This window comes from Caulobacter sp. NIBR2454, assembly GCF_027474405.1.
In the GTDB taxonomy this organism is placed as follows: domain Bacteria; phylum Pseudomonadota; class Alphaproteobacteria; order Caulobacterales; family Caulobacteraceae; genus Caulobacter.
This window is the reverse complement of sequence record NZ_CP114871.1, coordinates 2,304,973-2,326,343: the sequence shown is the minus strand read 5'-3', so window position 1 is coordinate 2,326,343 and position 21,371 is coordinate 2,304,973. Positions and strand designations below refer to the sequence as shown.

The window sequence follows — 21,371 nt, the reverse complement described above, 5'->3', positions numbered from 1 at the left end:
GGGCTTGGAATCCGATGAGGATCGGCCGCGCCAGCCTGGTCATGGGCGGGCTTTGCGCCGTCCTGACCGCGCCGGCCCACGCGGCGGCTCCTTCGCGATTCGACATTCCCGCCGGGCCGCTCGAGCACGCCCTGACCGAATACTCCGCTCAAAGCGATCGGGAGATATTGTTCTCGCCCTCGCTGGTGGCGGGGCTGAAGTCCCGAGGGATCAGCGGGCGGCGTGATTCCGATGCGGTCCTAGACCTCTTGCTGCGCGGCTCTGGCCTGACCTGGCGAACCTTTCAGGGCCGTATCCTCATCGAGCGCCAGCCCGCCGTGACGCGTCTGCCTCAGCCGGTCATCGCGCCTGAGCAAACGGCGGATATCGACGGGGTGATCATCACGGCTTTGCGGCGGCCGACCATGGATCAACTGACCCCCATGTCGGTTCGCGCCATGCCCGGGGCGGAACTGGCCCGCGCCGGCATCCTGACATTCGAGCGGGCGACGGCGCTGACCCCCGGCGTCGTATCCACCCCGACGGGCGTCGGGCGCAATCGCCTGACCCTCCGCGGCGTCTACGGCTCGGGAGAGTCGACGACCGCGCTCTATTACGACGACGTGCCGGTCACGGGCGCCAGCGGCACCACGTCGGACCCTGGGAGCTCTTTCCCGGAGCTGCTGCTGGTGGATGTCGATCGGCTGGAACTGCTGCGCGGCCCACAGGGGACGTTGCATGGCGCGAGCGCCATGGGCGGCGCGCTGAAGGTGATGTTCAATCGCCCGGACCTTGGAGCTTTCTCCGGGAGGGTGGAGGGGGAAGTCTCCGCCAACGCCGGTCACTCGGGTCACGCCGGGACACTCGTGCTCAACCAGCCGTTGGTCGATGACGTGCTTGGCATGCGAATGACGGCCTATCGCCGCGCTGAGCCGGCCTTCACCGACAACAGCCGCCTGGGAAGGTTTGGCGTCAATGCGACGACGACCACCGGCGTGCGCCTGGGCGTCGGGGCCAAGCCAACCGAGACCTTGACCGTGAATTTTCTGTTCGCGCGTCAGGAGGATGAGATCGACGACACCAGCGCCTGGACGACTTCGGGCGGTTCGTATGTCTCGACCAACTACGCCCGCCTACCGTTCGAGAGCCGTTTCACCTTTTATAGCGGCTCGGCCGAATGGCGGACGCTTGGCGCGCGTCTTTCGGCGATGGCGGCGACCTATCGATGGAACAGCACCCGACGGGGTGAGTACACCGGCGTTCTTCTGTCAGAGCGGACCAGCCCGGCAGGGTGTCGGCGGTACTTTTCCCTGACGTCCGCCTCATGCACCGATAGCCAGCTGTCCGCCTGGACCAGCTATGTAGACAGCCGCACGCCCGGCCTCCTCCACCAGCCGGTGGAACTACAGTCGCGCGTGGCGGAAATCCGCGCCGCGTCAGACAATGACGGCTTCATCGGCTGGACTTTCGGCCTTTTTGGTGAGCGCCGGGACGACAGCATCGACAGCCAGGTCCTGGTCGTTGATCCGACCACCGGCCTGCCCCAGCCGGCCCTCGGCTATACAGGCCGCCGATTGGTAGACAGCCGTTTCAGTCAGCGCGCGGCCTATGGCGAGATCACCCTGGGCGAGGGGCGCGACACCAGTCTGGTTCTGGGCGCCCGGCGCTTTGACTACAAGCGCCAGACCATCGGGCGGACTTTGATCGTCAATGTCATCTCCAACACGGCGGAAGGCAATTTCGACAAGTCTACCGGTGAGAAGGGCTGGAGCCTGAAGGTGGTGGGCAGTCACAGGCTCAGCGATCGCGTCATGACCTACGCCCAGGCGTCGCAAGGCTTTCGACCCGGCGGCGTCAATACCGTGCCGGGCTTGCCCGAGGAGCTTGCGGCCTATCGCGCCGACAGTCTGTGGAACTATGAGCTGGGGCTGAAAGGGGCCTGGCTGAACGGGCGACTGACCGTAAACACCGCGCTGTACCGCATCGACTGGCGGGACATGCAGTACACGGCGGGCACAGCCAACGGCGCCTTCAACTTCCTGACCAACCTGGGACAGGCGCGGATCGAAGGCGCCGAAGCCGATGTGGTGTTCGACCCGCCCGGTCGTTGGCGCACGGGCCTGAACCTCGCCTATGCCGACGCCATGCTGACCAAGGACCAGGCCACGGCTGTGGCCATCGGCCTCGGCTCGGCAGGGGATCGCCTGCCGGTGGTGCCCCGTATTTCGGCCGGCGGGTGGGCCGAATATGAGCGGCCCCTGACCTCGACCCTCGATCTGTCGGTGCGGGCGGACGCGACCTATACCGGCTCCTCGCACAGCGCCTTTGCGTCAGCCCCCGCCGACGACACGCGCCTGGGCGACATGCTGCTGGTCAACCTGCGCATGACCGTGAAGAGCCAAGCCTGGAGCCTTGGCGCCTATGCCGAGAACCTGTTGGACGACGACGCCGCGTCCTTCGCCACCACGGGACGCCAGCCGCAGATCTTCGGGCCCCGCCCAAGGCGGCTGGGGGTGGTTGCTGGGTACAGTTTCTAGGAGAAATGGTGCCGGCGGAGAGGATCGAACTCCCGACCTTCGGTTTACAAAACCGCTGCACTACCGCTGTGCTACGCCGGCCAAGGGAACGGCTTATGCCGCAGGCCGCGCGATCGCGCCAGCCTCTGTTCTGAGTTCGCGCATCGTGCGCCATTTGGCGGCCAGGGCGTAGATCAAGACGCCGATGGCGACCGCCGCGATCAGCAGGGTGCAGGCGGCGTTGATCTCGGGCGACACGCCCAGCCGGACCTGGCTGTAGATGCGCATGGGCAGGGTGGTGGCGCCGGGGCCGGACGTGAATGACGACACCACCAGGTCATCGAGCGACAGGGTGAAGGCGAGCATCCAGCCGGCCGCTACGGCCGGGGCGATATTGGGCAGGGTGATGGTCAGGAAGGTGCGGATCGGCGGACACCCCAGATCCTGCGCCGCTTCCTCCAGCGATCGGTCGAAGGTGACCAGTCGCGAATGCACCACGACGGCCACATAGGCCATGGTGCAGGTCGAGTGGGCGATAGCGACGGTCCAGAAGCCACGGTCCACGCGCAACGCCACGAACAGCAGCAGCAGCGACAAGCCCAGGATCACCTCGGGCATGACCATGGGCGCATAGACCAGGCCCGAGAATAAGGTGCGCCCCCTGAAACGGCCGCCGCGCGCCAAGGCCACGGCGGCGAGCGTCCCAAGGACGGTGGCTACGGTGGCGGCGATGATTCCGACGCGCAGGGTGACCCAGGCCGCGCCCATCAGCGCCTCGTTGCGGAACAGCTCGCCGTACCACTTGGCCGAGAAGCCGCCCCATACCGTGACCAGCCGGCTGGCGTTGAAGGAATAGAGCACCAGCAGGGCGACCGGCAGGTAGAGGAAGGCCAGGCCCAGGGTGATCGAGGCGATGTTGAAGGGGGAGGGGCCTTTTCTCATCGGCCTTCCTCCAGCGCGCGAGCCTGCTGGCGCTGATAGAGGACGATGGGGAGCACCAGTGTGGCCAGCAGCACGATGGCCACGGCCGAGGCGCTGGGCCAGTCGCGGTTGGAGAAGAACTCGGTCCAGATGGTCTTGCCGATCATCAGGGTCTGGGCGCCGCCCAACAGGTCCGGCACCACGAATTCGCCGACCATGGGGATAAAGCACAGCAGGGCCCCAGCGGCTACGCCCGGCAGGGACAGCGGCGCGGTCACCTGCCAGAAGGCCTTCCACGGGGGCGAGCCCAGGTCGGCGGCGGCCTCGAGCAGGCTGTGATCCTGCTTCTCCAGCACCGCGTAGATCGGCAGCACCATGAACGGCAGGTAGCAGTAGACGAGGCCGATATAGACCGCGACGGGGGTGTTCAGCAGAGACAACGCTGGCAGGCCGATCGCCTCCAGTCCCATGTTCAGCAGACCCTCGGGCTTGAGAATTGCGATCCAGGCGTAAACGCGGATCAGGAAGCTGGTCCAGAACGGCAGGATCACCGCCATCAGCAAGATTTTCTGCGCGCCGGGACTGCAGCGGGCCATGCCATAGGCGATGGGATAGCCGACCAGCAGACACAGGGCCGTGCCGATGGCCGCGAACCGCAGGCTGGACAAATAGGCGACCAGATAGAGGTCGTCGTTCTTGAGCCGGGCATAGGTCTCGAAATCCAGCGCGCTGAAGAAGGCCTTCACGCCCGCCAATCCCGCCGACCAGTCGATCTGTGGCGCATAGGGCGGCATGGCCAGGGCCTGGTCCGAGACCGACAGCTTGAGCACCAGCAGGAACGGGAACAGGAAGAACAGGCCCAGCCACAGATAGGGGGCGATGGCGGCGAGACGCTCGCCGCGCTTGCGGGGCTGGAGCGGGCCCTCACTCATCGGGTGAGCACCACGCCAGCGTCCGGGTCGAAGGAAACCCACACCTTGTCGTCCCAGCCGATAGGTCGCTCGACCACGCGCGAGGCGTTGGCGCGGGCGACGCGGATCAGCTTTCCGTCGGCCAATTCGACCACGTAATTGGTCCAGTCGCCGGTGTAGCCGATATCCCAGATCTCGCCGGCCAGGACGTTGATGTCGTCGTCGGCGGGCGGATCCAGGGAAATGCGCATCTTCTCTGGCCGGATCGCCAACCAGATCGTCGAGCCGGCGGCGGGGGCGTCATCGTCCCATACCTCCAGCATCTGTTCCGATTCCGGGATCACGATGCGGGCCATTGGGTGGGCCAGTTCAGCGATCTTGGCCTCGAACACGTTCACGTCGCCCAGGAACTCGGCCACGTAGCGGTCAGCGGGCGTCTCGTAGAGTTCTTCCGGCCGGCCCAACTGAGCGATCTGGCCCTCGCGCATCACGGCGATGCGGTCGGCCAGGACCATGGCCTCTTCCTGGTCGTGGGTGACCATCAGGAAGGTGGTGTTCAGCTCCTGCTGGATGTCCATCAGCTCGAACTGGGTCTCCTCGCGCAGCTTCTTGTCCAGTGCGCCCAAAGGCTCGTCGAGCAGCAGCATCTTGGGCTTCTTGGCCAGGGACCGGGCCAAGGCGACGCGCTGCTTCTGGCCGCCGGACAACTGGTGCGGCTTGCGGCGCGCCAGGGCTTCCAGCTTCACAAGGCCCAACATCTCCTGAACGCGGGCATCGATCTCGCCCTTGGGCAGCCTTTCCTGCTTGAGGCCGAAGGCGATGTTCTGGGCCACCGTAAGGTGGGGAAACAATGCATAGGACTGGAACATCATGTTGACCGGCCGCCCGTGCGGCGGCTGGCCGGCGAGGTCCTGACCCGCCAGGGTGATGCGGCCGGAGTCGGGCGTCTCGAACCCGGCCAGCAGTCGCATCAGGGTGGTCTTGCCGCAGCCGGACGGCCCGAGCAGGGCGAAGAACTCGCCCGGATAGATGTTCAGCGACACGCCGTTGACGGCCATGTGGTCGTCAAATCGCTTGGTCACCCCTTCAAAGCGCACCAGGGGCTGGGCGTCAGGGTCGTTCCAGGGCGCAAACTTCGAGCGGACCGCGCCGATGTTGAGACGCTGGCGACCAGCCTTGCCCGGCTTTGCGTTCATCGGCCGGTGACCACCTGGGTCCAGTGACGGTTGATCTCGCGGACCAGCTTCTGATCCTTAGAGGTGGCCACGAAGAGGCGCGAGAACACTTCCGGGGTCGGATAGATGTTCGGGTTGTTGCGGATTTCCTCGTCCACGAGGGGCAGGGCCTTCTCGTTGGCGTTGGCGAACTGCACATAGTTGGACGCCTTGGCCGCCACCTCCGGCCGCAGCATGTAGTTCAGGAAGGTGTGCGCGGCCTCGGCGTTGGGCGCGTCGGCCGGAATGGCGAACAGATCGAAATAGACCTGGGTGCCTTCGCGGGGGATCACATAGTCGATCTTGACCTTGCCGCCGGCCTCGTCGGCGCGGGCCTTGGCCTGGAACACATCGCCCGAGAATCCGACCGCAACGCAGATGTCGCCGTTGGCCAGGGCGTTGATGTACTCCGACGAGTGGAACTTGCGCACCGAGGGGCGCACCTTCAGCAGCATGTCGGTGGCCGCCTGATAGTCGGCCTCGACCAGGGAGTTGGGGTTCTTGCCCATGGAGGCGAGAGCCACGGTGAACATGTCCTCGCTGGCGTCCAGCATGTAGACGCCGCAGTCCTTGAGCTTGGCGATGTTTTCGGGGCGGAAGACCACGTCCCAGCTGTCGACGGTCACGCCGGGCAGGCGTTTTGCGATCTCGTCGATATTGTAACCGATGCCGATGGTGCCCCACATGTACGGGGCCGAATACTGCGAGCCGGGATCGAACGGGTCCATGCGGGCCATCAGGTCGGGCCACAGGTTGCCGAAGTTGGACAGCTTGGTCTTGTCGAGCTTCTGCAGAACGCCAGCCTGGATCAGGCGGGGCATGCTGTTGTTTGAGGGGGCCACGAGGTCGTAGCCCGTGCCGCCGGTCAGCAGCTTGGTCTCCATGACCTCCTGGGAATCGAAGGTGTCGTAGACGACCTTGATCCCGGTCTCCTTGGTGAAGTCGCTGACGATGGCCGGGTCGATGTAGTCCGACCAGTTATAGATGTGCAGGACCTGCTCCTTCGGAGCGCCGCCGCCCTGACCGCAACCCGCCAATACGGCCGCCGCCGCCGCGATCACGGCCGCGCGTCGCGTAAATCCAAGAAACTGGCCCAATATCGCCTCCACCCAGCAAGGAACCCCGCGCCCGTTATAGGGCCTGGGGCGGGGCGGTTAAGCGGATTCTGCGAAGGCGTTAGCGCTCTCCGACGCGCAGCCACGCTTTTGTTTCCTGGCGACGGCTTCTATATGCCAACGCTTCTTTGTCGCGTTCCCAACCGTCTGGACCTCATGGCCCGCATCCTCATCACCTCCGCCCTGCCGTACATCAACGGGATCAAGCATCTCGGGAACCTGGCGGGCTCGATGCTGCCCGCCGACGTCTATGCGCGGTTCGAGCGGGCCCGGGGCAATGAGACGCTCTATATCTGCGCCACAGACGAACACGGCACCCCGGCCGAACTGGCCGCCGCCGCCGCCGGCCAGGACGTGCGCACCTATTGCGACGAGCAGCACCAGATCCAGCGTGAGATCGGCGAGAAGTTCGGCCTGTCCTGGGACTGGTTCGGCCGTAGCTCCAATCCGCCGAACCATCGTCTGACCCAGCACTTCTGCGAGGCGCTGGAGAAGAACGGCCTGATCGAGGAGCGTGTCGATCAGATGGTCTATTCCATCGACGACAAGCGGTTCCTGCCGGATCGCTATGTGGAGGGGACCTGCCCGCATTGCGCCTATGAGAAGGCGCGGGGCGACCAGTGCGACAACTGCGGACGGTTGCTGGACCCGACCGACCTGATCAATCCGTACTCGGTGATCAGCGGCTCGCGGAACATCGAGGTCCGTGACACCCGACATCTCTATCTGCTGCAGACCAAGATGCAGGACCGTATCCGCGCCTGGGTCGACAGCAAGGCGCCGCAGTGGCCGAACCTCACCAGCTCCATCGCCTACAAGCACCTGGACGAGGGGCTGATCGACCGCGGCATCACCCGCGACCTGGCCTGGGGCATCCCGGTGGCCAAGGACGGCCTGCCGCGTCCGGGGTTCGAGGACAAGGTCTTCTACGTCTGGTTCGATGCGCCCATCGAGTACATCGGCGCCACCGTCGAGTGGTCCGAGGCGACTGGCGCGGATTGGGAGCGCTGGTGGCGCACTGACAAGGGCGCGGACGACGTCACCTATGTTGAGGTGATGGGCAAGGACAACGTGGCCTTCCACACTGTCAGCTTCCCCGCGACAATCCTGGGTTCGGGCGAGCCGTGGAAGACGGTCGACAACCTGAAATCCTTCAACTGGCTCAACTGGTACGGCGGCAAGTTCTCGACCAGCAGCCGTCGCGGTGTGTTCATGGACACGGCGCTGGAGCTTCTGCCGGCCGACTACTGGCGCTGGTACCTGACGGCGAACGCGCCGGAGAGCTCCGACACCGCCTTCACCTGGGAGCAGTTCGCCAGCAGCATCAATCGCGACCTGGCCGACGTGCTGGGTAACTTCGTCAACCGCATCCTGAAGTTCACCGAGGCGCGCTTCGAGGGTGTGGTCCCGGAAGGCGGCGAGCCGGGCGAGCTGGAAGAGAAGCTCTACGCGACCGTCTCCGAACGCCTGGCCGAGCTGGCCGAGCAGATGGCGGCCCTGGAAGTGCGCAAGTCGGCCCAAACGATCCGCGCCCTGTGGGTGCTGGGTAACGAGTACCTGCAGGAAGCCGCCCCGTGGACGGCGGTGAAGACCGACCGTGACCGCGCCGCGGTGATCGTGCGCACGGCGCTGAATCTGGTTTCGCTCTACGCCCGCATCGCCGCGCCGATCATTCCGTTCTCGGCCGAGACCATCGCCGCCTCGGTGAGCGAGCCGTTCCCGCCGACCTGGCCGTCGGCTGACGGAAAGGCCGAGCTGAACCGCCTGACGCCGGGTCTGGCGATCCATACGCCGGAAGTCCTGTTCAAGAAGATCGAGGACGAGCAGATCGCCGAGTGGACGGAGCGCTTCGGCGGATCCGAATGACCGCGCCGCTCGCCCTGCGTGACATCGCGGGCGACGAGCGCGCCGCGACCATCGAACGGCTGGCGCGGGCGGGCAGGGTGCAAATCCCCAACCTCCTGGCGGAAGACGGGGCGCAGCGTCTGCTGGCCGAGGCGCGCAAGCGCACGCCCTTTCAGACGGTGACCACCAACAGCCGCGGGCAGGTGGACCTGCCGCAGGCCTGGCTCGACAGCCTGTCCGTGGAGCAACGCTTGGAATTTGGCCAGGCGATCCATGAGAGCGCCACCGAGCGCTTTCAGTATCTGTACGACACCTATCCGATCTGGGACCTCGAACAGGCGGGCAAGCTGAAGGGCTTATGGCGCGACCTGTTGCGCTTCCTGAACGGCGAACCCTTCCTGGATCAGGTGCGCGAGCTGACCGGCGAAGATCGCATCGTCATGGCGGATGCTCAGGTCACCCGCTATCGCCGCGGTTCATTCCTGACCGGGCATACCGATCTGGTGGACGGCAAGGAGCGCTACTACGCCTACGTCCTGAACCTGACGCCGGCCTGGCGTATCGAGTGGGGCGGGCTTTTGATGTTTCATGGTGACGATGGCCATGTGGCCGAGGCCTTCACCCCCGCCGCCGGCGCCTTGAACCTGATGCGTGTGCCTCAGCCGCACTCGGTTTCGCAGGTGGCGCTGTCAGCCGGCGACGACAGAATCTCCGTCACCGGCTGGCTGCGAGGAAGCTGACGCCGCCTAGTGGGCGGCGTGCTCGGCCTGTTCGGCGGCCGAGATGTCCATGAAATTGGGGACGGCGGCGTTGTACTGGGGCGTCTTGCCCAGATCGACCACCACGCTGCGGTGGCCTTCCCACATCATGTGGACGGCGACGTACAGCACGATGACCAGACCCACATAGCCGATCCAGCGGTACCGGTGCAGTAGGCGGGCGATCCAGGTGGCGGCGACGCCCATCAGAGCGATCGACAGCAGCAGGCCGAAGACCATGATGCCGGGATGCTCGCGGGCGGCGCCGGCCACGGCCAGCACATTGTCCAGCGACATGGAGATGTCGGCGATCAGGATCTGAATGAAGGCGGAGCGGAAGCTCTTGGCCGGACGGACCTTGGGTTCGGTGGCCGGGTCGTCGTCGAGGGCGGCGTTGGCGGCTTCTTCCTCGTGAGCGGCCTGGTCGCGCATCTCGCGCCACATCTTCCAGCAGACCCACAGCAGCAGAATGCCGCCGGCGAACAGCAGGCCGATAACGCCCAGCAGCTGGGCGGTGATCAGGGCGAACCCGATCCGCAGGACGACAGCGCATATCAGGCCGTAGAGGATGGCCTTCTTGCGGTCCTTCTCAGGCAGGCCTCCGGCCGCCAGGCCCACGGCCACGGCGTTGTCGCCGGCCAGGACCAGATCGATCATCAGCACCTGAATCAGTGCGGTGAGGGGGCCGGCGATATCGCCGTTGAAGAGCGTGTCGAACATGACTCCTCAATGAGCGAGGCCGCCGGCCAAGGCAAGCCTCAGCGCGGACGCGAGACCTCATAGAGCGCCACCGCCGCCGCGGCGGACACATTCAGGCTCTCCATGCCGCCGGGCATGGGGATCTTGGCCAGGACGTCGCAGTGCTCGGCCACCAGGCGACGGATGCCGTCGCCTTCCGAACCCATGACGAGGACCGTCGGCGCGCCGTCCAGCACCTGATCCAGGGTCTGGGTCGCCGAGCCGTCGAGGCCGACCGCACGCCAGCCCAAGTCAGCCAACTGCTCCAAAGCCCGCGACAGGTTCACGGCCAGCACGTGAGGCAGGCGGTCGATGGCGCCAACCGCCGCCTTGGCGACGCCGCCGGCAAGGGCGGGGGAGTGGCGGTCTTGCAGAATAATGCCGCGCGCGCCGAAGGCCGCCGCCGAGCGGAAGATAGCGCCGACGTTCTGGGGATCGGTGATCTGGTCGAGCATGACGATCACGCCAGCCGGGTTCTCGCCAAGCTCGGCCACGGACAGCGGAGAGGGCGGGTCGATCCGCATGGCCATGCCCTGGTGGACGGCGCCTTGGGGAAGCTGTCGGGTGATCAGCGCGGCGTCGACGATCTCGACGCCCTTCACGCCATATTCCTCGGTGAGTCGCTTTGCGCGGTCCGGAGTCGCCAGGACACGCTTCGGCGCGGGCCTCGCCGGGTTGTTCAAAGCGCCTTCAATCGCGTGAAAACCCCACAACCAGTCACTCGTCGGCGCGGACTCGCGCGCTACGGGCTTGTTCCGGAAGGGTTTTTTGCCCGCCTCGCGGTTTGGCTCCCAACCCTTCTTACGGTCGTTGCGTTCGAAATGAGAGGACACTATAAGACGCGCTCCGATTTGGGGCCCTGAGGGGTTTCCGCCACGGCCGGCCGCGCTCTTAGCATCGACCGGCGCTGGGGTAGGAAGCTTTTTAATCCACTGGCTGCGGTTCGCCGCGAAGGGGGAGAGGGTCGCGAAAGGAACTCTGTCGCGCGCTGGGGGAATGTCCCGAGTGGCAAAGGGGGGGGACTGTAAATCCCCTGGCGTACGCCTTCGTAGGTTCGAGTCCTACTTCCCCCACCACGCGCTTCAGACGCTCCTTTCGTGGGTCAGGCCCCGGAACCTGAGGAGCTCACCGCGAGCCCGCCGAAATTACTGACGCGGGTATAGCACAATGGTAGTGCAGCAGCCTTCCAAGCTGAGGATGCCGGTTCGATCCCGGCTACCCGCTCCAACTCCTCATTTCTGATTACCGCAACACCCAGCCCGCCGGCGCGAAGGTAGAGACCATGGCCAAGGAAAAGTTCGAACGTAACAAGCCGCACTGCAACATCGGCACGATTGGTCACGTTGACCATGGCAAGACGACGTTGACGGCGGCGATCACGCTGACGCTGGCCAAGACGGGCGGCGCCAAGGCGATGAACTACGCTGACATCGACGCTGCGCCGGAAGAGAAGGCTCGCGGCATCACCATCAACACCGCGCACGTGGAATATGAGACGGCCAACCGTCACTACGCCCACGTCGATTGCCCGGGCCACGCCGACTACGTGAAGAACATGATCACGGGCGCGGCGCAGATGGACGGCGCGATCCTGGTGGTTTCGGCCGCTGACGGCCCGATGCCGCAGACCCGCGAGCACATCCTTCTGGCCCGTCAGGTCGGCGTGCCGGCTCTGGTGGTGTTCATGAACAAGGTCGACATGGTCGACGACGAAGAACTGCTCGACCTGGTCGAGATGGAAGTTCGCGAGCTGCTGTCGTCCTACCAGTTCCCGGGCGACGACATTCCGATCACCAAGGGCTCGGCCCTGGCGGCGGTTGAAGACCGCAACCCGGAAATCGGCCAGGAGCGCGTTCTGGAGCTGATGGCTTCGGTTGACGCCTACATCCCGCAGCCGGAGCGTCCGGTGGACCTGCCGTTCCTGATGCCGGTCGAAGACGTGTTCTCGATCTCGGGCCGCGGCACCGTGGTCACGGGCCGCGTCGAGAAGGGCATCGTGAAGGTCGGTGAGGAAGTCGAGATCGTCGGCATCCGTCCGGTCCAGAAGACGACCTGCACGGGCGTGGAAATGTTCCGCAAGCTGCTGGACCAAGGTCAGGCTGGCGACAACGTGGGCGTGCTGCTGCGCGGCACCAAGCGTGAAGACGTCGAGCGCGGCCAAGTGCTGTGCAAGCCCGGCTCGATCACGCCGCACACCAAGTTCGTGGCCGAAGCCTACATCCTGACCAAGGAAGAAGGCGGCCGTCACACCCCGTTCTTCACCAACTACCGCCCGCAGTTCTACTTCCGCACCACGGACGTGACCGGGATCATCAAGCTGCGCGAAGGCGTGGAAATGATCATGCCGGGCGACAACGCCGAGCTGGACGTCGAGCTGATCACCCCGATCGCCATGGACCAGGGCCTGCGCTTCGCCATCCGCGAAGGCGGCCGCACCGTCGGCGCCGGCGTGGTGGCCAAGATCGTCGAGTAGTCCCTACTCACCGATCTCAGCACCTGCTGAACGACAAGAACCCTCCGGAGAAATCCGGAGGGTTTTTTGTTCGTGGCGCGCGCGTCTTAAATGCGGCGGGAAGATGACAAGGTGGTCATGACCTCGAATTAAGCTGCCCCATTCACATCGTGCGGCTAGCGTCAGGTCATCGGATTCACGGAGTGACGTTATGCGCACCCTCATCGCTCTCGGCGCCGCTGGCGTCGCCCTCATGGCCGCTACCGCCGCCGCCGCCGCCCCCAGTGTCGAGATTGAACACGCCGCCGCGCGTGTCGTGGTCATCCCCGAAGATCGCTCGGACGTGAAGGTGGAGGTCACCAAGCATCACCCTAAACTGGCGATCAAGATCGAGCGCCACGGCGACAAGGTCACGGTCGATGGCGGCCTTGGCGGCGTGAACTTCGGAATCATCAAGGTCGATGTGAATTCGGACGGCATCCGCAACTGCCGCGTCCGCAACGGCAAGGGCTCGGTCGAGATCCGCGGCGTCGGCGACGTCGCTCTGGAGGATCTGCCGCAGATCGTCATCCGCACGCCCCGCAGAGCCGAGGTCGCCGCCGGCGGCGCCGTGTTCGGCGACGTGGGTCGCAGCGAAGAGCTGACGCTGTCCAATTCCGGCTGCGGCGACTGGACCGTGGCCAATGTCCGGGGTGAGTTGAAACTGCGTCAGGCCGGCTCTGGCGACGTGCGCGCCGGGCAGGCGGGTTCGCTGGATATCAAGGTCGCCGGCTCGGGCGACATAGCCACCCAGGCCGTGTCCAGGAATGTTTCGGTCAGCGTGGCTGGCTCGGGCAACGTTCAGGTGGCGTCGCTGTCTGGCGACCTGGACGTGAAGGTCGCCGGTTCGGGCGACGTGACGGTCCTGGGCGGTCGCGCTCGCGATATAAATGTGTCGATCGCCGGCTCGGGTAATGTGGACTTCGCTGGCACGGCTGACAGCCTGCGGGCCAAGATCGCCGGCTCGGGTGATGTGCGCGCTCTGCGCGTCACGGGCGAGGTCAGCAAGTCCGTCGTGGGTTCGGGCGACGTTCGCGTCGGCAGCTAACCCAAGGTTTCTTCTCGTTCGATCTTAGAGAAGCTGACGCCCCGGAGATGACTCCGGGGCGTCTTTTTGCTCCTAGCGCAGGAAGCCGCCGAACAGACCGCCGATGTCGGTCAGGTCGGCGCCGGCGCGATCACGATCCTTCAGCGAACCGCCGAAGGTGTAACGAACGCCGACATTGACGCTGTCGGCCTTCAGGTCGGCCAGGTCTTCGGATTCGGCGTGGTTATAGCCGCCGAACACGCTCCAGCCGTTGTCGGCGAACTTGTACTCGCCGCCTAGGCCGATGTTCCACACGTCGGCGTCGATGGCGCCGGCGTCCACGTTGGCGAAGCCCAGATTGGCGTTCAGGCGCACGTTGTCATTGACGAAGTAGCGCGCGTCGCCGCGGACAGCCCACAGGTCGGCGTCGGTGTCGTCGGTCTGGCCATAGGCCACGACGCCCGACAGGGTCACGGTGTCGAAGTACTTGTGGGCCTCGCCGCCGACGGCCCAGACGGTGTCGTCAGCCACGTCGGCCAGACCCGCGAAGGCGCCGACGCGGACGCCGTTGTTCAGCAGGTAGGTGGCGTGCGCCGTGCCGTACACGTTGGTGTCGTCGCTCAGGGCGTTGTCCGAATAGGTCAGGGCGCCATTGAGGGTGACGGTCCAGGGCGTGGTCGTCTTGATGGCGACCGAGCCATCTACGATCGCCGACGAGCCGTCTTGCTCTCCGAGGTTGGTGTCGACGTTGGTGTAGTTGTAGGCGGCGCCGACGGAGCCGATGGTCTCGGCGGCGAAGGCCGGAGCTGAGACGAGGGCGGCCAGAACGGCGGCGGTGGCGAACAGAGTGGTCTTCATTTTGGGTAATCCCCTTAGAGATGAACTACCGGCCGGCGAGCGGTCATTGTTGGGGGGAGGGGCCGCTCGTCCGCCGGTGGAGGGCAGGTATGGAGCTTCGCCGTGCGCTTCAATCGCCCGAAAGCCGCGGACGAGGCGATTGATGCAGTTTTATGACACTTGAAGAGGCGAAAATGCTCACTAGGCGCGGGTGCGGCGCGCGTTCTCTTTGGATAATCTCGCCGTGCTTGGAATTTTTCTTCAAGCGGACAGCCTGCGGCGAGATAGCGGACAACAGGCTGCGCTTTCCCCGTCCGGGCTGCTTGACGGTTTCGGAATCGCAGAGTAATAACCGCCCTTCTGTTGGACCGGCTGTGAGCTTCGGCTCAGACGCGGACCGCGGAACGACCTGATATAGTGCTTAATCTGGCGCGTTCGGGAAATGGCCCTCGCGGTTATCGCGTGGGTCTTTATCGTTTGTGCGGACGTCGCGTCCGGCGCACCGAAAGGTGTCCGGGTCGGTCTTTGAAATGGTTCGGGATCACGCGGGCGGACGCCGTCTGTAGGGAATAGAAGAGCGATATGGATCGTCAGAACATCCGCATCCGGCTCAAGGCCTTCGATCACCGCGTGCTGGATCATTCCACGCGCGAGATCGTGAATACGGCCAAGCGCACGGGCGCCACAGTGCGCGGGCCTATCCCGCTGCCGACCCTGATTGAAAAATTCACCGTCAACCGTTCGCCGCACGTCGACAAGAAGTCGCGCGAACAGTTCGAAATCCGCACGCACAAGCGCGTGCTCGACATCGTCGACCCCACCCCGCAGACCGTGGACGCGCTCATGAAGCTCGACCTGTCCGCCGGCGTGGACGTCGAGATCAAGCTGTAAGGAGATAGCGAGTATGGCTCTCCCCACTCAGCGTACCGGCGTGATCGCCAAGAAGATGGGCATGACCCGCTTCTTCGACGAAACCGGCCAGCACATTCCGGTCACCGTCCTTTCCCTGGACGGCTGCCAGGTCACCGCCCAGCGCACCAAGGAAAAGGACGGCTACGTCGCCCTTCAACTCGGCGCCGGCGCCAAGAAGCCCAAGAACACCTCGCAAGCCGAGCGTGGTCATTTCGCGAAGGCGGCCGTTGAGCCGAAGCGCGTGATGGCTGAGTTCCGCGTCGAGGAAGAGGCTCTGATCGAAGTCGGCTCCGAGCTGACCGCCGACCACTACGTCGCCGGCCAGAAGGTCGACATCCAGGGCATCACCGTCGGTAAGGGTTTCGCCGGCGCCATGAAGCGCTGGAACTTCGGCGGTCTGCGCGCCACGCACGGTGTGTCGGTGTCTCACCGCTCGCACGGTTCGACGGGTAACCGCCAGGATCCGGGTCGTACGTTCCCGGGCAAGAAGATGGCCGGTCACCTCGGCCAAGAAACTGTCACCACCCTCAACGTCACGATCTGGAAAGTGGACGCCGAGCGCGGCCTGATCCTGGTCAAGGGCGCCGTTCCGGGTTCGGAAGGCTCCTACGTGAAGGTGCGCGACGCGATTAAGTCGGCTCTGCCGGCTGACGCTCCGAAGCCGGCTGGCTTCCGCAAGGCTGGCGCCGCTCCGGTGGCCGCTGCTGAACCCGCCGTCGAAGAAGCTCCGGCTGCCGAAGCTCCGGCTGAAGGGGGCGAAGCCTAATGAAACTCGACGTCATCAATCTTGACGGCGGCAAGGCCGGCTCGGTCGAACTCTCCGACGCCATCTTCGGCATCGAAGAGATCCGGGGCGACATCCTGCAACGCGTCGTCACCTGGCAGCTGGCCAAGCGCCGCTCGGGCAACCACAAGATTCAAGTCCGCAACGAGGTCTCTCGTACGGGCAAGAAGATGTACAAGCAAAAGGGCACCGGCGGCGCTCGTCACGGCTCGCGTCGTGCGGCTCAGTTCGTCGGCGGCGCCAAGGCCCACGGTCCGGTCGTTCGCAGCCATGCGTTCGATCTGCCCAAGAAGGTCCGCGCCCTGGCTCTGCGTCACGCCCTGTCGTCGAAGGCCAAGACCGGTTCGATCGTCGTTCTCGACGCCGCGACCCTGTCCGAGCCGAAGACGGCCGCGCTGCGCGCCAACTTCGAAAAGATCGGCCTGAAGAACGCGCTGATCATCGCCGGTCCGGAAGTGGACGCGAACTTCAAGCTCGCGGCCCGCAACATCCCGAACGTCGATGTGCTGCCGAACGCTGGCCTGAACGTCTATGACGTCCTGCGTCGCAACACCCTGGTGCTGACCAAGTCGGCCCTGGATGCGATCGGCGTCCGTTTTGAGGAGGCTGCGTAATGGCCGCCACCGCCCGCCACTACGACACGATCCTGTCGCCGGTGATCACCGAAAAGGCCACGCTGCTCTCGGAGCAGAACAAGGTGGTCTTCAAGGTGGCCAACGATGCGTCCAAGGACGAAATCGCCGCCGCAGTCGAAGAACTGTTCAAGGTCAAGGTCACCAAGGTCAACACCGTGGTCACCAAGGGCAAGACCAAGCGCTTCCGCGGCATCCTGGGTCGTCGTTCCGACGTCAAAAAAGCTATCGTGACCCTGGCCGACGGCCAGTCGATCGATATCACCACGGGGCTCTGATCCATGGCTCTGAAGCATTTCAATCCGACTTCGCCGGGCCGTCGCGCCCTGGTGCTGGTCGACAAGTCCGAGCTCCACAAGGGCAAGCCCGAGAAGTCCCTCGTCGAGGGTCTGACCAAGTCGGGCGGTCGTGGCGGCAACGGTCGCATCGCGGTCCGTTTCCGTGGCGGCGGCGCCAAGCGCCTGTATCGCATCGTGGACTTCAAGCGTCGCAAGTTCGACGTGCCCGCGACGGTCGAACGTCTCGAGTACGACCCGAACCGTTCGGCCTTCATCGCGCTGGTGAAGTACGCCGACGGCGAGCTGGCCTACATCCTGGCTCCGCAGCGCCTCAAGGCCGGCGATGAAATCATCGCTTCCGAAAAGGTCGACGTGAAGCCGGGCAACGCCTCGCCGCTGCGCTCGATGCCGATCGGCACGATCATCCACAACATCGAGCTGAAGCCCGCCAAGGGCGGCCAGATCGCCCGTTCGGCCGGCGCCTACGCCCAGCTGGTCGGCCGTGACGCCGGCTACGCCCAGATCCGTCTGGGTTCGGGCGAGCTTCGCATGGTGCAAGACAGCTGCATGGCCACGGTCGGTGCGGTGTCGAACCAGGATCACATGAACCAGAACCTCGGCAAGGCCGGGCGTTCTCGTCACATGGGCCGTCGTCCGCACGTCCGCGGCGTCGCCATGAACCCGGTCGACCACCCGCACGGCGGTGGTGAAGGCCGCACCTCGGGCGGTCGTCACCCGGTCACCCCGTGGGGCGTCCCGACCAAGGGCCGCAAGACCCGCAAGAACAAGGCTACGGATAAGTTCATCATCCGCAGCCGTCACAAAGCTAAGAAGGCGCGCTAAGCGATGACCCGCTCCGTCTGGAAAGGGCCGTTTGTCGACGGCTACCTCCTGAAGAAGGCCGACGCCGCTCTGTCGTCGGGCCGCAAGGACGTGATCAAGACCTGGTCGCGCCGCTCCACGATCATGCCGCAGTTCGTCGGTCTGACGTTCGGCGTCTACAACGGCCTCAAGCACGTTCCCGTGCTCGTGTCGGAAGACATGGTCGGCATGAAGTTCGGTGAGTTCTCGCCTACGCGAAGCTTTCCGGGCCACGCTGCCGACAAGAAGGCCAAGAGGAAGTAGGCCATGTCGAAGCAAGCTAAAGCCCGTCGGGTAAAGCCGACCGAAGCCATGGCGAAGGTCGTGAACCTGCGCACCAGCGCCCGGAAACTGAACCTCGTGGCTCAGTCGATCCGCGGCCTGAAGGTGCAGCGCGCCCTCAACGAGCTCGAGTTCAGCCACAAGCGCATCGCCAAGGATGTGCGCAAGGCTCTGTACTCGGCCATCTCGAACGCCGAAAACAACCACAACCTCGACATCGACAGCCTGGTCGTCGCCGAAGCGTTCGTGGGCAAGAACCTGGTCATGAAGCGTTTCTCGCCGCGTGCTCGCGGTCGCGCTTCGCGTATCGAAAAGCCGTTCTCCGAGATCACGATCGTGGTCCGCGAACTGGGTGAGGCCGCCTGATGGGTCAGAAAGTCAATCCGGTCGGGCTGCGGCTCGGCGTTAACCGCACCTGGGACAGCCGTTGGTTCGCCGACGGCGACCAGTACGGCAAGCTGCTGCACCAGGACATCAAGGTGCGTCGCTTCCTGAAGGATCGCCTGAACGCCGCCGGCGTCTCGCGCATCATCATCGAGCGTCCGCACAAGAAGTGCCGCGTGACCATCTACGCAGCGCGTCCCGGCGTGATCATCGGCAAGAAGGGCGCCGACATCGACAAGCTCCGCAAGGACCTGTCGGCCCTGACCGAAGGCGAAGTTCACCTGAACATCGTCGAAGTCCGCAAGCCTGAAACTGACGCCCAGCTGGTGGCCGAGAACATCGCCCAGCAGCTCGAGCGCCGCGTCGCCTTCCGTCGCGCCATGAAGCGTTCGATCCAGTCGGCCATGCGCCTCGGCGCCAAGGGCATCCGGATCAACGTCTCGGGTCGTCTCGGCGGCGCCGAAATCGCTCGGATGGAGTGGTACCGCGAAGGTCGCGTGCCGCTGCACACCCTGCGTGCGGACATCGACTACGGCTTTGCTGAAGCCAAGACCACCTACGGCATCATCGGCGTGAAGACCTGGATCTTCAAAGGCGAAGTGCTGGAACATGACCCGATGGCGCTGGACAAGCGTCTCGCCACTGAGTCCGGCCCGGCCGGCGAAGGCGGCGGACGTGAGCGTGGCGATCGCCCGGACCGCGGCGACCGTCGCGACCGTCGCGAGCGCGCGTAAGGATTAGAGCGCCATGCTGTCACCGAAACGCACTACGTACCGCAAGCAGTTCAAGGGCCGTATCCACGGCAACACCAAGGGCGGCGCTGCACTCAACTTCGGCGCTTACGGCCTCAAGGCCGTCGAGCCGGAACGGATCACCGCTCGTCAGATCGAAGCGGCTCGTCGGGCGATCACTCGCCAGATGAAGCGCCAAGGTCGCGTGTGGATCCGTATCTTCCCGGACGTGCCGGTCACCGGCAAGCCGGCCGAAGTCCGGATGGGTAAGGGTAAGGGCGCTGTGGACCATTGGGCCGCACGCGTCGCTCCTGGCCGCATCATGTTCGAAATCGACGGCGTGCCGGACGATATCGCGCGTGAGGCTCTGAAGCTGGGCGCCGCCAAGCTTCCGATCCGCACCCGCATCGTCACCCGGCTCGACGCCGGCATGGCGATGGAGGCCTAGCCATGAAGATCACCGACATCCGGGCCCTCACGCCCGATCAACTGACCGAGAACCTGCTGAACCTGAAGAAGGAGCAGTTCAACCTGCGCTTCCAGGCGGCGACCGGTCAGGTCGAAAAGACCCACCGCGTGAACGAAATCCGCAAGGATATCGCGCGGATCAAGACCGTGCTGCGCGCCAAGGCCGCGGCTTAAGGAGAACGATATGCCCAAGCGTATCCTCGAGGGGGTTGTCGTCTCCGATAAGGGCGACAAAACCGTGGTGGTGAAGGTCGAACGGACCATCGTTCACCCGGTCCTCCGTAAGATCGTGCGTCGGTCCAAGAAGTACCACGCGCACGACGAGTCCAACGCGTACAAGGCGGGCGAAATCGCCCGCATCATCGAGTGCGCGCCGAAGTCCAAGCTGAAGACCTGGGAAGTCCTTCCCAAGGCTTCGGCCTAAGTCTGGAAGGTTAAGCCATGATCCAGATGCAAACTAACCTGGAAGTCGCCGATAACTCTGGCGCCCGCCGGGTCATGTGCATCAAGGTGCTTGGCGGCGCTAAGCGCCGCTACGCCCACGTCGGGGACGTCATCGTCGTCTCCGTCAAGGAAGCGATTCCCCGCGGCCGCGTGAAGAAGGGCGACGTTCTGCGCGCCATCGTCGTGCGCACCAGCCAGGGCATCAAGCGCAAAGACGGTTCGATGATCCGCTTCGACAAGAACGCGGCCGTCATCGTCAACAAGCAGAGCGAGCCGATCGGCACGCGGATCTTCGGCCCGGTTCCCCGTGAACTGCGCGCCAAGAACCACATGAAGATCATCTCCCTCGCCCCCGAGGTGCTGTAATGGCCGCCAAGATCAAAAAGGGTGACCGCGTCGTCGTGCTCACCGGCAAGGACAAGGGCAAGCAAGGCTCGGTCCTGGCCGTCTTCCCGAAGGAAGAGCGCGTGCTGGTCGAAGGTCTGAACATCGTTCAGCGCCACACTCGTCCCACCCAGGGCGACCCCCAGGGCGGCATCAAAAACAAGGAAGCCCCGCTGCACGTGTCGAACGTGTCGCTGGTGGACTCCAAAGGCAAAGCGACCCGCGTCGGCTTCCGTGTGGAAGGTGACAAGAAGGTTCGTTTCGCCAAGACCACGGGCGAGGTGATCAATGGCTGATCAAGCTTACGAGCCGCGGCTGAAGACGGTCTATCGCGAGCAGATCCGCTCGGCGATGAAGACCAAGTTCGGCTACACGAATGAAATGCAGGTCCCCAAGCTCGACAAGATCGTGCTGAACATGGGCATCGGTGAGGCTGTCGCGGACTCCAAAAAGGTCCAGATCGCCATGAAGGACCTGGCGGCTATCGCCGGTCAGAAGCCGGCCCCGACCCGCGCCCGCCAATCGATCGCCGGCTTCAAGCTGCGCGAAGACATGGTGATCGGCGCCAAGGTCACCCTGCGCAAGGAACGCATGTACGAGTTCCTTGATCGCCTGGTCACGATCGCGCTGCCGCGCGTGAAGGATTTCCGGGGTCTGAAGCCGACCAGCTTCGACGGCCGTGGCAACTACGCGATGGGTCTGAAGGAGCACATCGTGTTCCCCGAAATCAACTATGACCAGATCGATCAGATGTGGGGCATGGATATCATCGTTTGCACGACTGCGAAGACCGACGACGAAGCTCGTGAGCTTCTTCGCGAATTCCAGTTCCCGTTCACTGGCGGGAAGGACAACTGAT

General features: G+C 64.7%; 26 protein-coding genes and 3 tRNA genes. 21 read left to right on the top strand and 8 right to left on the bottom strand.

Going from position 1 to position 21,371, the window contains the following annotated elements; translation table 11 throughout:
• The first annotated feature begins 14 nt into the window (after nt 1–14).
• Nucleotides 15–2,516 (top strand): TonB-dependent receptor plug domain-containing protein, encoded by a 2,502-nt coding sequence (locus O5K31_RS11485; RefSeq protein WP_269713732.1) that lies wholly within the window; start codon nt 15–17, stop codon nt 2,514–2,516.
• 6 nt (nt 2,517–2,522) lie between these two features.
• On the opposite strand, the gene O5K31_RS11480 is transcribed toward O5K31_RS11485, so the two are convergent.
• The 5 genes from O5K31_RS11480 to O5K31_RS11460 form a co-directional block, all read right to left on the bottom strand.
• Nucleotides 2,523–2,597: transfer RNA gene (locus O5K31_RS11480), tRNA-Thr, on the bottom strand.
• Nucleotides 2,598–2,609: 12 nt separating this feature from the next.
• Nucleotides 2,610–3,437, bottom strand: coding sequence for an ABC transporter permease (locus O5K31_RS11475; RefSeq protein WP_269713731.1), 828 nt, complete (start codon nt 3,435–3,437; stop codon nt 2,610–2,612).
• Nucleotides 3,434–4,348: an ABC transporter permease gene (locus O5K31_RS11470; protein ID WP_269713730.1), complete on the bottom strand. Its 915-nt coding sequence runs from the start codon at nt 4,346–4,348 to the stop codon at nt 3,434–3,436. Before O5K31_RS11470 ends, O5K31_RS11475 begins: the two co-directional genes overlap by 4 nt.
• Nucleotides 4,345–5,523 (bottom strand): ABC transporter ATP-binding protein, encoded by a 1,179-nt coding sequence (locus O5K31_RS11465; RefSeq protein WP_269713729.1) that lies wholly within the window; start codon nt 5,521–5,523, stop codon nt 4,345–4,347. The genes O5K31_RS11470 and O5K31_RS11465 overlap by 4 nt, the downstream gene beginning before the upstream one ends.
• A complete protein-coding gene (locus O5K31_RS11460) occupies nt 5,520–6,638 on the bottom strand; it encodes a polyamine ABC transporter substrate-binding protein (RefSeq protein ID WP_269713728.1) in 1,119 nt (372 codons plus the stop codon). Before O5K31_RS11460 ends, O5K31_RS11465 begins: the two co-directional genes overlap by 4 nt.
• A gap of 174 nt (nt 6,639–6,812) precedes the next feature.
• On the opposite strand from O5K31_RS11460, the gene metG reads away from it, so the two are divergent.
• Both metG and O5K31_RS11450 read left to right on the top strand, forming a co-directional pair.
• Complete coding sequence (metG, locus tag O5K31_RS11455) at nt 6,813–8,522, top strand: methionine--tRNA ligase (RefSeq protein WP_269713727.1); 1,710 nt, start codon at nt 6,813–6,815, stop codon at nt 8,520–8,522.
• The gene (locus O5K31_RS11450) at nt 8,519–9,241 is read left to right on the top strand and encodes a 2OG-Fe(II) oxygenase (protein ID WP_269713726.1); all 723 of its coding nucleotides are present in this window, start codon (nt 8,519–8,521) and stop codon (nt 9,239–9,241) included. The genes metG and O5K31_RS11450 overlap by 4 nt, the downstream gene beginning before the upstream one ends.
• Nucleotides 9,242–9,247: 6 nt before the next feature.
• Here O5K31_RS11450 and O5K31_RS11445 read toward each other — a convergent pair whose 3' ends face one another.
• Nucleotides 9,248–9,979: a TerC family protein gene (locus O5K31_RS11445; RefSeq protein ID WP_269713725.1), complete on the bottom strand. Its 732-nt coding sequence runs from the start codon at nt 9,977–9,979 to the stop codon at nt 9,248–9,250.
• A 38-nt stretch (nt 9,980–10,017) separates the two neighbouring features.
• Entirely contained in the window at nt 10,018–10,830 is an 813-nt protein-coding gene (rlmB, locus tag O5K31_RS11440) for a 23S rRNA (guanosine(2251)-2'-O)-methyltransferase RlmB (RefSeq protein ID WP_269713724.1), read from the bottom strand.
• Between the two features lie 157 nt (nt 10,831–10,987).
• Here rlmB and O5K31_RS11435 point away from each other — a divergent pair.
• The 4 genes from O5K31_RS11435 to O5K31_RS11420 all read left to right on the top strand — a co-directional run bounded on the left by O5K31_RS11435 (nt 10,988) and on the right by O5K31_RS11420 (nt 13,536).
• Nucleotides 10,988–11,073 (top strand) — tRNA-Tyr (locus O5K31_RS11435).
• Nucleotides 11,074–11,150: 77 nt separating this feature from the next.
• Nucleotides 11,151–11,224 (top strand) — tRNA-Gly (locus O5K31_RS11430).
• A 55-nt stretch (nt 11,225–11,279) separates the two neighbouring features.
• Nucleotides 11,280–12,470, top strand: coding sequence for an elongation factor Tu (gene tuf / locus O5K31_RS11425; RefSeq protein ID WP_269713723.1), 1,191 nt, complete (start codon nt 11,280–11,282; stop codon nt 12,468–12,470).
• Between the two features lie 190 nt (nt 12,471–12,660).
• On the top strand, nt 12,661–13,536 hold the full coding sequence (locus tag O5K31_RS11420) for a GIN domain-containing protein (RefSeq protein ID WP_269713722.1): 876 nt from the start codon (nt 12,661–12,663) through the stop codon (nt 13,534–13,536).
• Between the two features lie 72 nt (nt 13,537–13,608).
• Here the strand turns inward: O5K31_RS11420 and O5K31_RS11415 are convergent, their stop codons facing one another.
• A complete protein-coding gene (locus O5K31_RS11415) occupies nt 13,609–14,373 on the bottom strand; it encodes an outer membrane beta-barrel protein (protein ID WP_269713721.1) in 765 nt (254 codons plus the stop codon).
• A 561-nt stretch (nt 14,374–14,934) separates the two neighbouring features.
• Between O5K31_RS11415 and rpsJ the strand changes: the two genes are divergently transcribed.
• The 14 genes from rpsJ to rplE are packed head-to-tail and all read left to right on the top strand — an operon-like array spanning nt 14,935 to nt 21,370.
• A complete protein-coding gene (gene rpsJ / locus O5K31_RS11410) occupies nt 14,935–15,243 on the top strand; it encodes a 30S ribosomal protein S10 (protein ID WP_004616952.1) in 309 nt (102 codons plus the stop codon).
• Nucleotides 15,244–15,256: 13 nt separating this feature from the next.
• The gene (gene rplC / locus O5K31_RS11405; RefSeq protein WP_269713720.1) at nt 15,257–16,030 is read left to right on the top strand and encodes a 50S ribosomal protein L3; all 774 of its coding nucleotides are present in this window, start codon (nt 15,257–15,259) and stop codon (nt 16,028–16,030) included.
• The gene (rplD, locus tag O5K31_RS11400; protein WP_269713719.1) at nt 16,030–16,662 is read left to right on the top strand and encodes a 50S ribosomal protein L4; all 633 of its coding nucleotides are present in this window, start codon (nt 16,030–16,032) and stop codon (nt 16,660–16,662) included. The genes rplC and rplD overlap by 1 nt, the downstream gene beginning before the upstream one ends.
• A complete protein-coding gene (locus O5K31_RS11395) occupies nt 16,662–16,958 on the top strand; it encodes a 50S ribosomal protein L23 (protein ID WP_269713718.1) in 297 nt (98 codons plus the stop codon). Before rplD ends, O5K31_RS11395 begins: the two co-directional genes overlap by 1 nt.
• 3 nt (nt 16,959–16,961) lie before the next feature.
• Complete coding sequence (gene rplB, locus O5K31_RS11390; protein ID WP_269713717.1) at nt 16,962–17,801, top strand: 50S ribosomal protein L2; 840 nt, start codon at nt 16,962–16,964, stop codon at nt 17,799–17,801.
• A 3-nt stretch (nt 17,802–17,804) separates the two neighbouring features.
• Entirely contained in the window at nt 17,805–18,083 is a 279-nt protein-coding gene (rpsS, locus tag O5K31_RS11385) for a 30S ribosomal protein S19 (protein ID WP_269713716.1), read from the top strand.
• A 3-nt stretch (nt 18,084–18,086) separates the two neighbouring features.
• Nucleotides 18,087–18,467, top strand: coding sequence for a 50S ribosomal protein L22 (gene rplV / locus O5K31_RS11380; RefSeq protein ID WP_269713715.1), 381 nt, complete (start codon nt 18,087–18,089; stop codon nt 18,465–18,467).
• Nucleotides 18,467–19,219: a 30S ribosomal protein S3 gene (gene rpsC / locus O5K31_RS11375; RefSeq protein WP_269713714.1), complete on the top strand. Its 753-nt coding sequence runs from the start codon at nt 18,467–18,469 to the stop codon at nt 19,217–19,219. The genes rplV and rpsC overlap by 1 nt, the downstream gene beginning before the upstream one ends.
• Before the next feature lie 13 nt (nt 19,220–19,232).
• A complete protein-coding gene (gene rplP, locus O5K31_RS11370; RefSeq protein WP_269713713.1) occupies nt 19,233–19,664 on the top strand; it encodes a 50S ribosomal protein L16 in 432 nt (143 codons plus the stop codon).
• Between the two features lie 2 nt (nt 19,665–19,666).
• Nucleotides 19,667–19,858 (top strand): 50S ribosomal protein L29, encoded by a 192-nt coding sequence (gene rpmC / locus O5K31_RS11365; RefSeq protein WP_269713712.1) that lies wholly within the window; start codon nt 19,667–19,669, stop codon nt 19,856–19,858.
• Nucleotides 19,859–19,868: 10 nt separating this feature from the next.
• The gene (rpsQ, locus tag O5K31_RS11360; RefSeq protein WP_269713711.1) at nt 19,869–20,108 is read left to right on the top strand and encodes a 30S ribosomal protein S17; all 240 of its coding nucleotides are present in this window, start codon (nt 19,869–19,871) and stop codon (nt 20,106–20,108) included.
• A 17-nt stretch (nt 20,109–20,125) separates the two neighbouring features.
• A complete protein-coding gene (gene rplN / locus O5K31_RS11355) occupies nt 20,126–20,494 on the top strand; it encodes a 50S ribosomal protein L14 (protein WP_269713710.1) in 369 nt (122 codons plus the stop codon).
• Complete coding sequence (gene rplX / locus O5K31_RS11350) at nt 20,494–20,808, top strand: 50S ribosomal protein L24 (RefSeq protein ID WP_269713709.1); 315 nt, start codon at nt 20,494–20,496, stop codon at nt 20,806–20,808. The genes rplN and rplX overlap by 1 nt, the downstream gene beginning before the upstream one ends.
• On the top strand, nt 20,801–21,370 hold the full coding sequence (gene rplE / locus O5K31_RS11345; protein WP_269713708.1) for a 50S ribosomal protein L5: 570 nt from the start codon (nt 20,801–20,803) through the stop codon (nt 21,368–21,370). The genes rplX and rplE overlap by 8 nt, the downstream gene beginning before the upstream one ends.
• The last annotated feature ends 1 nt before the right edge of the window (nt 21,371 follow it).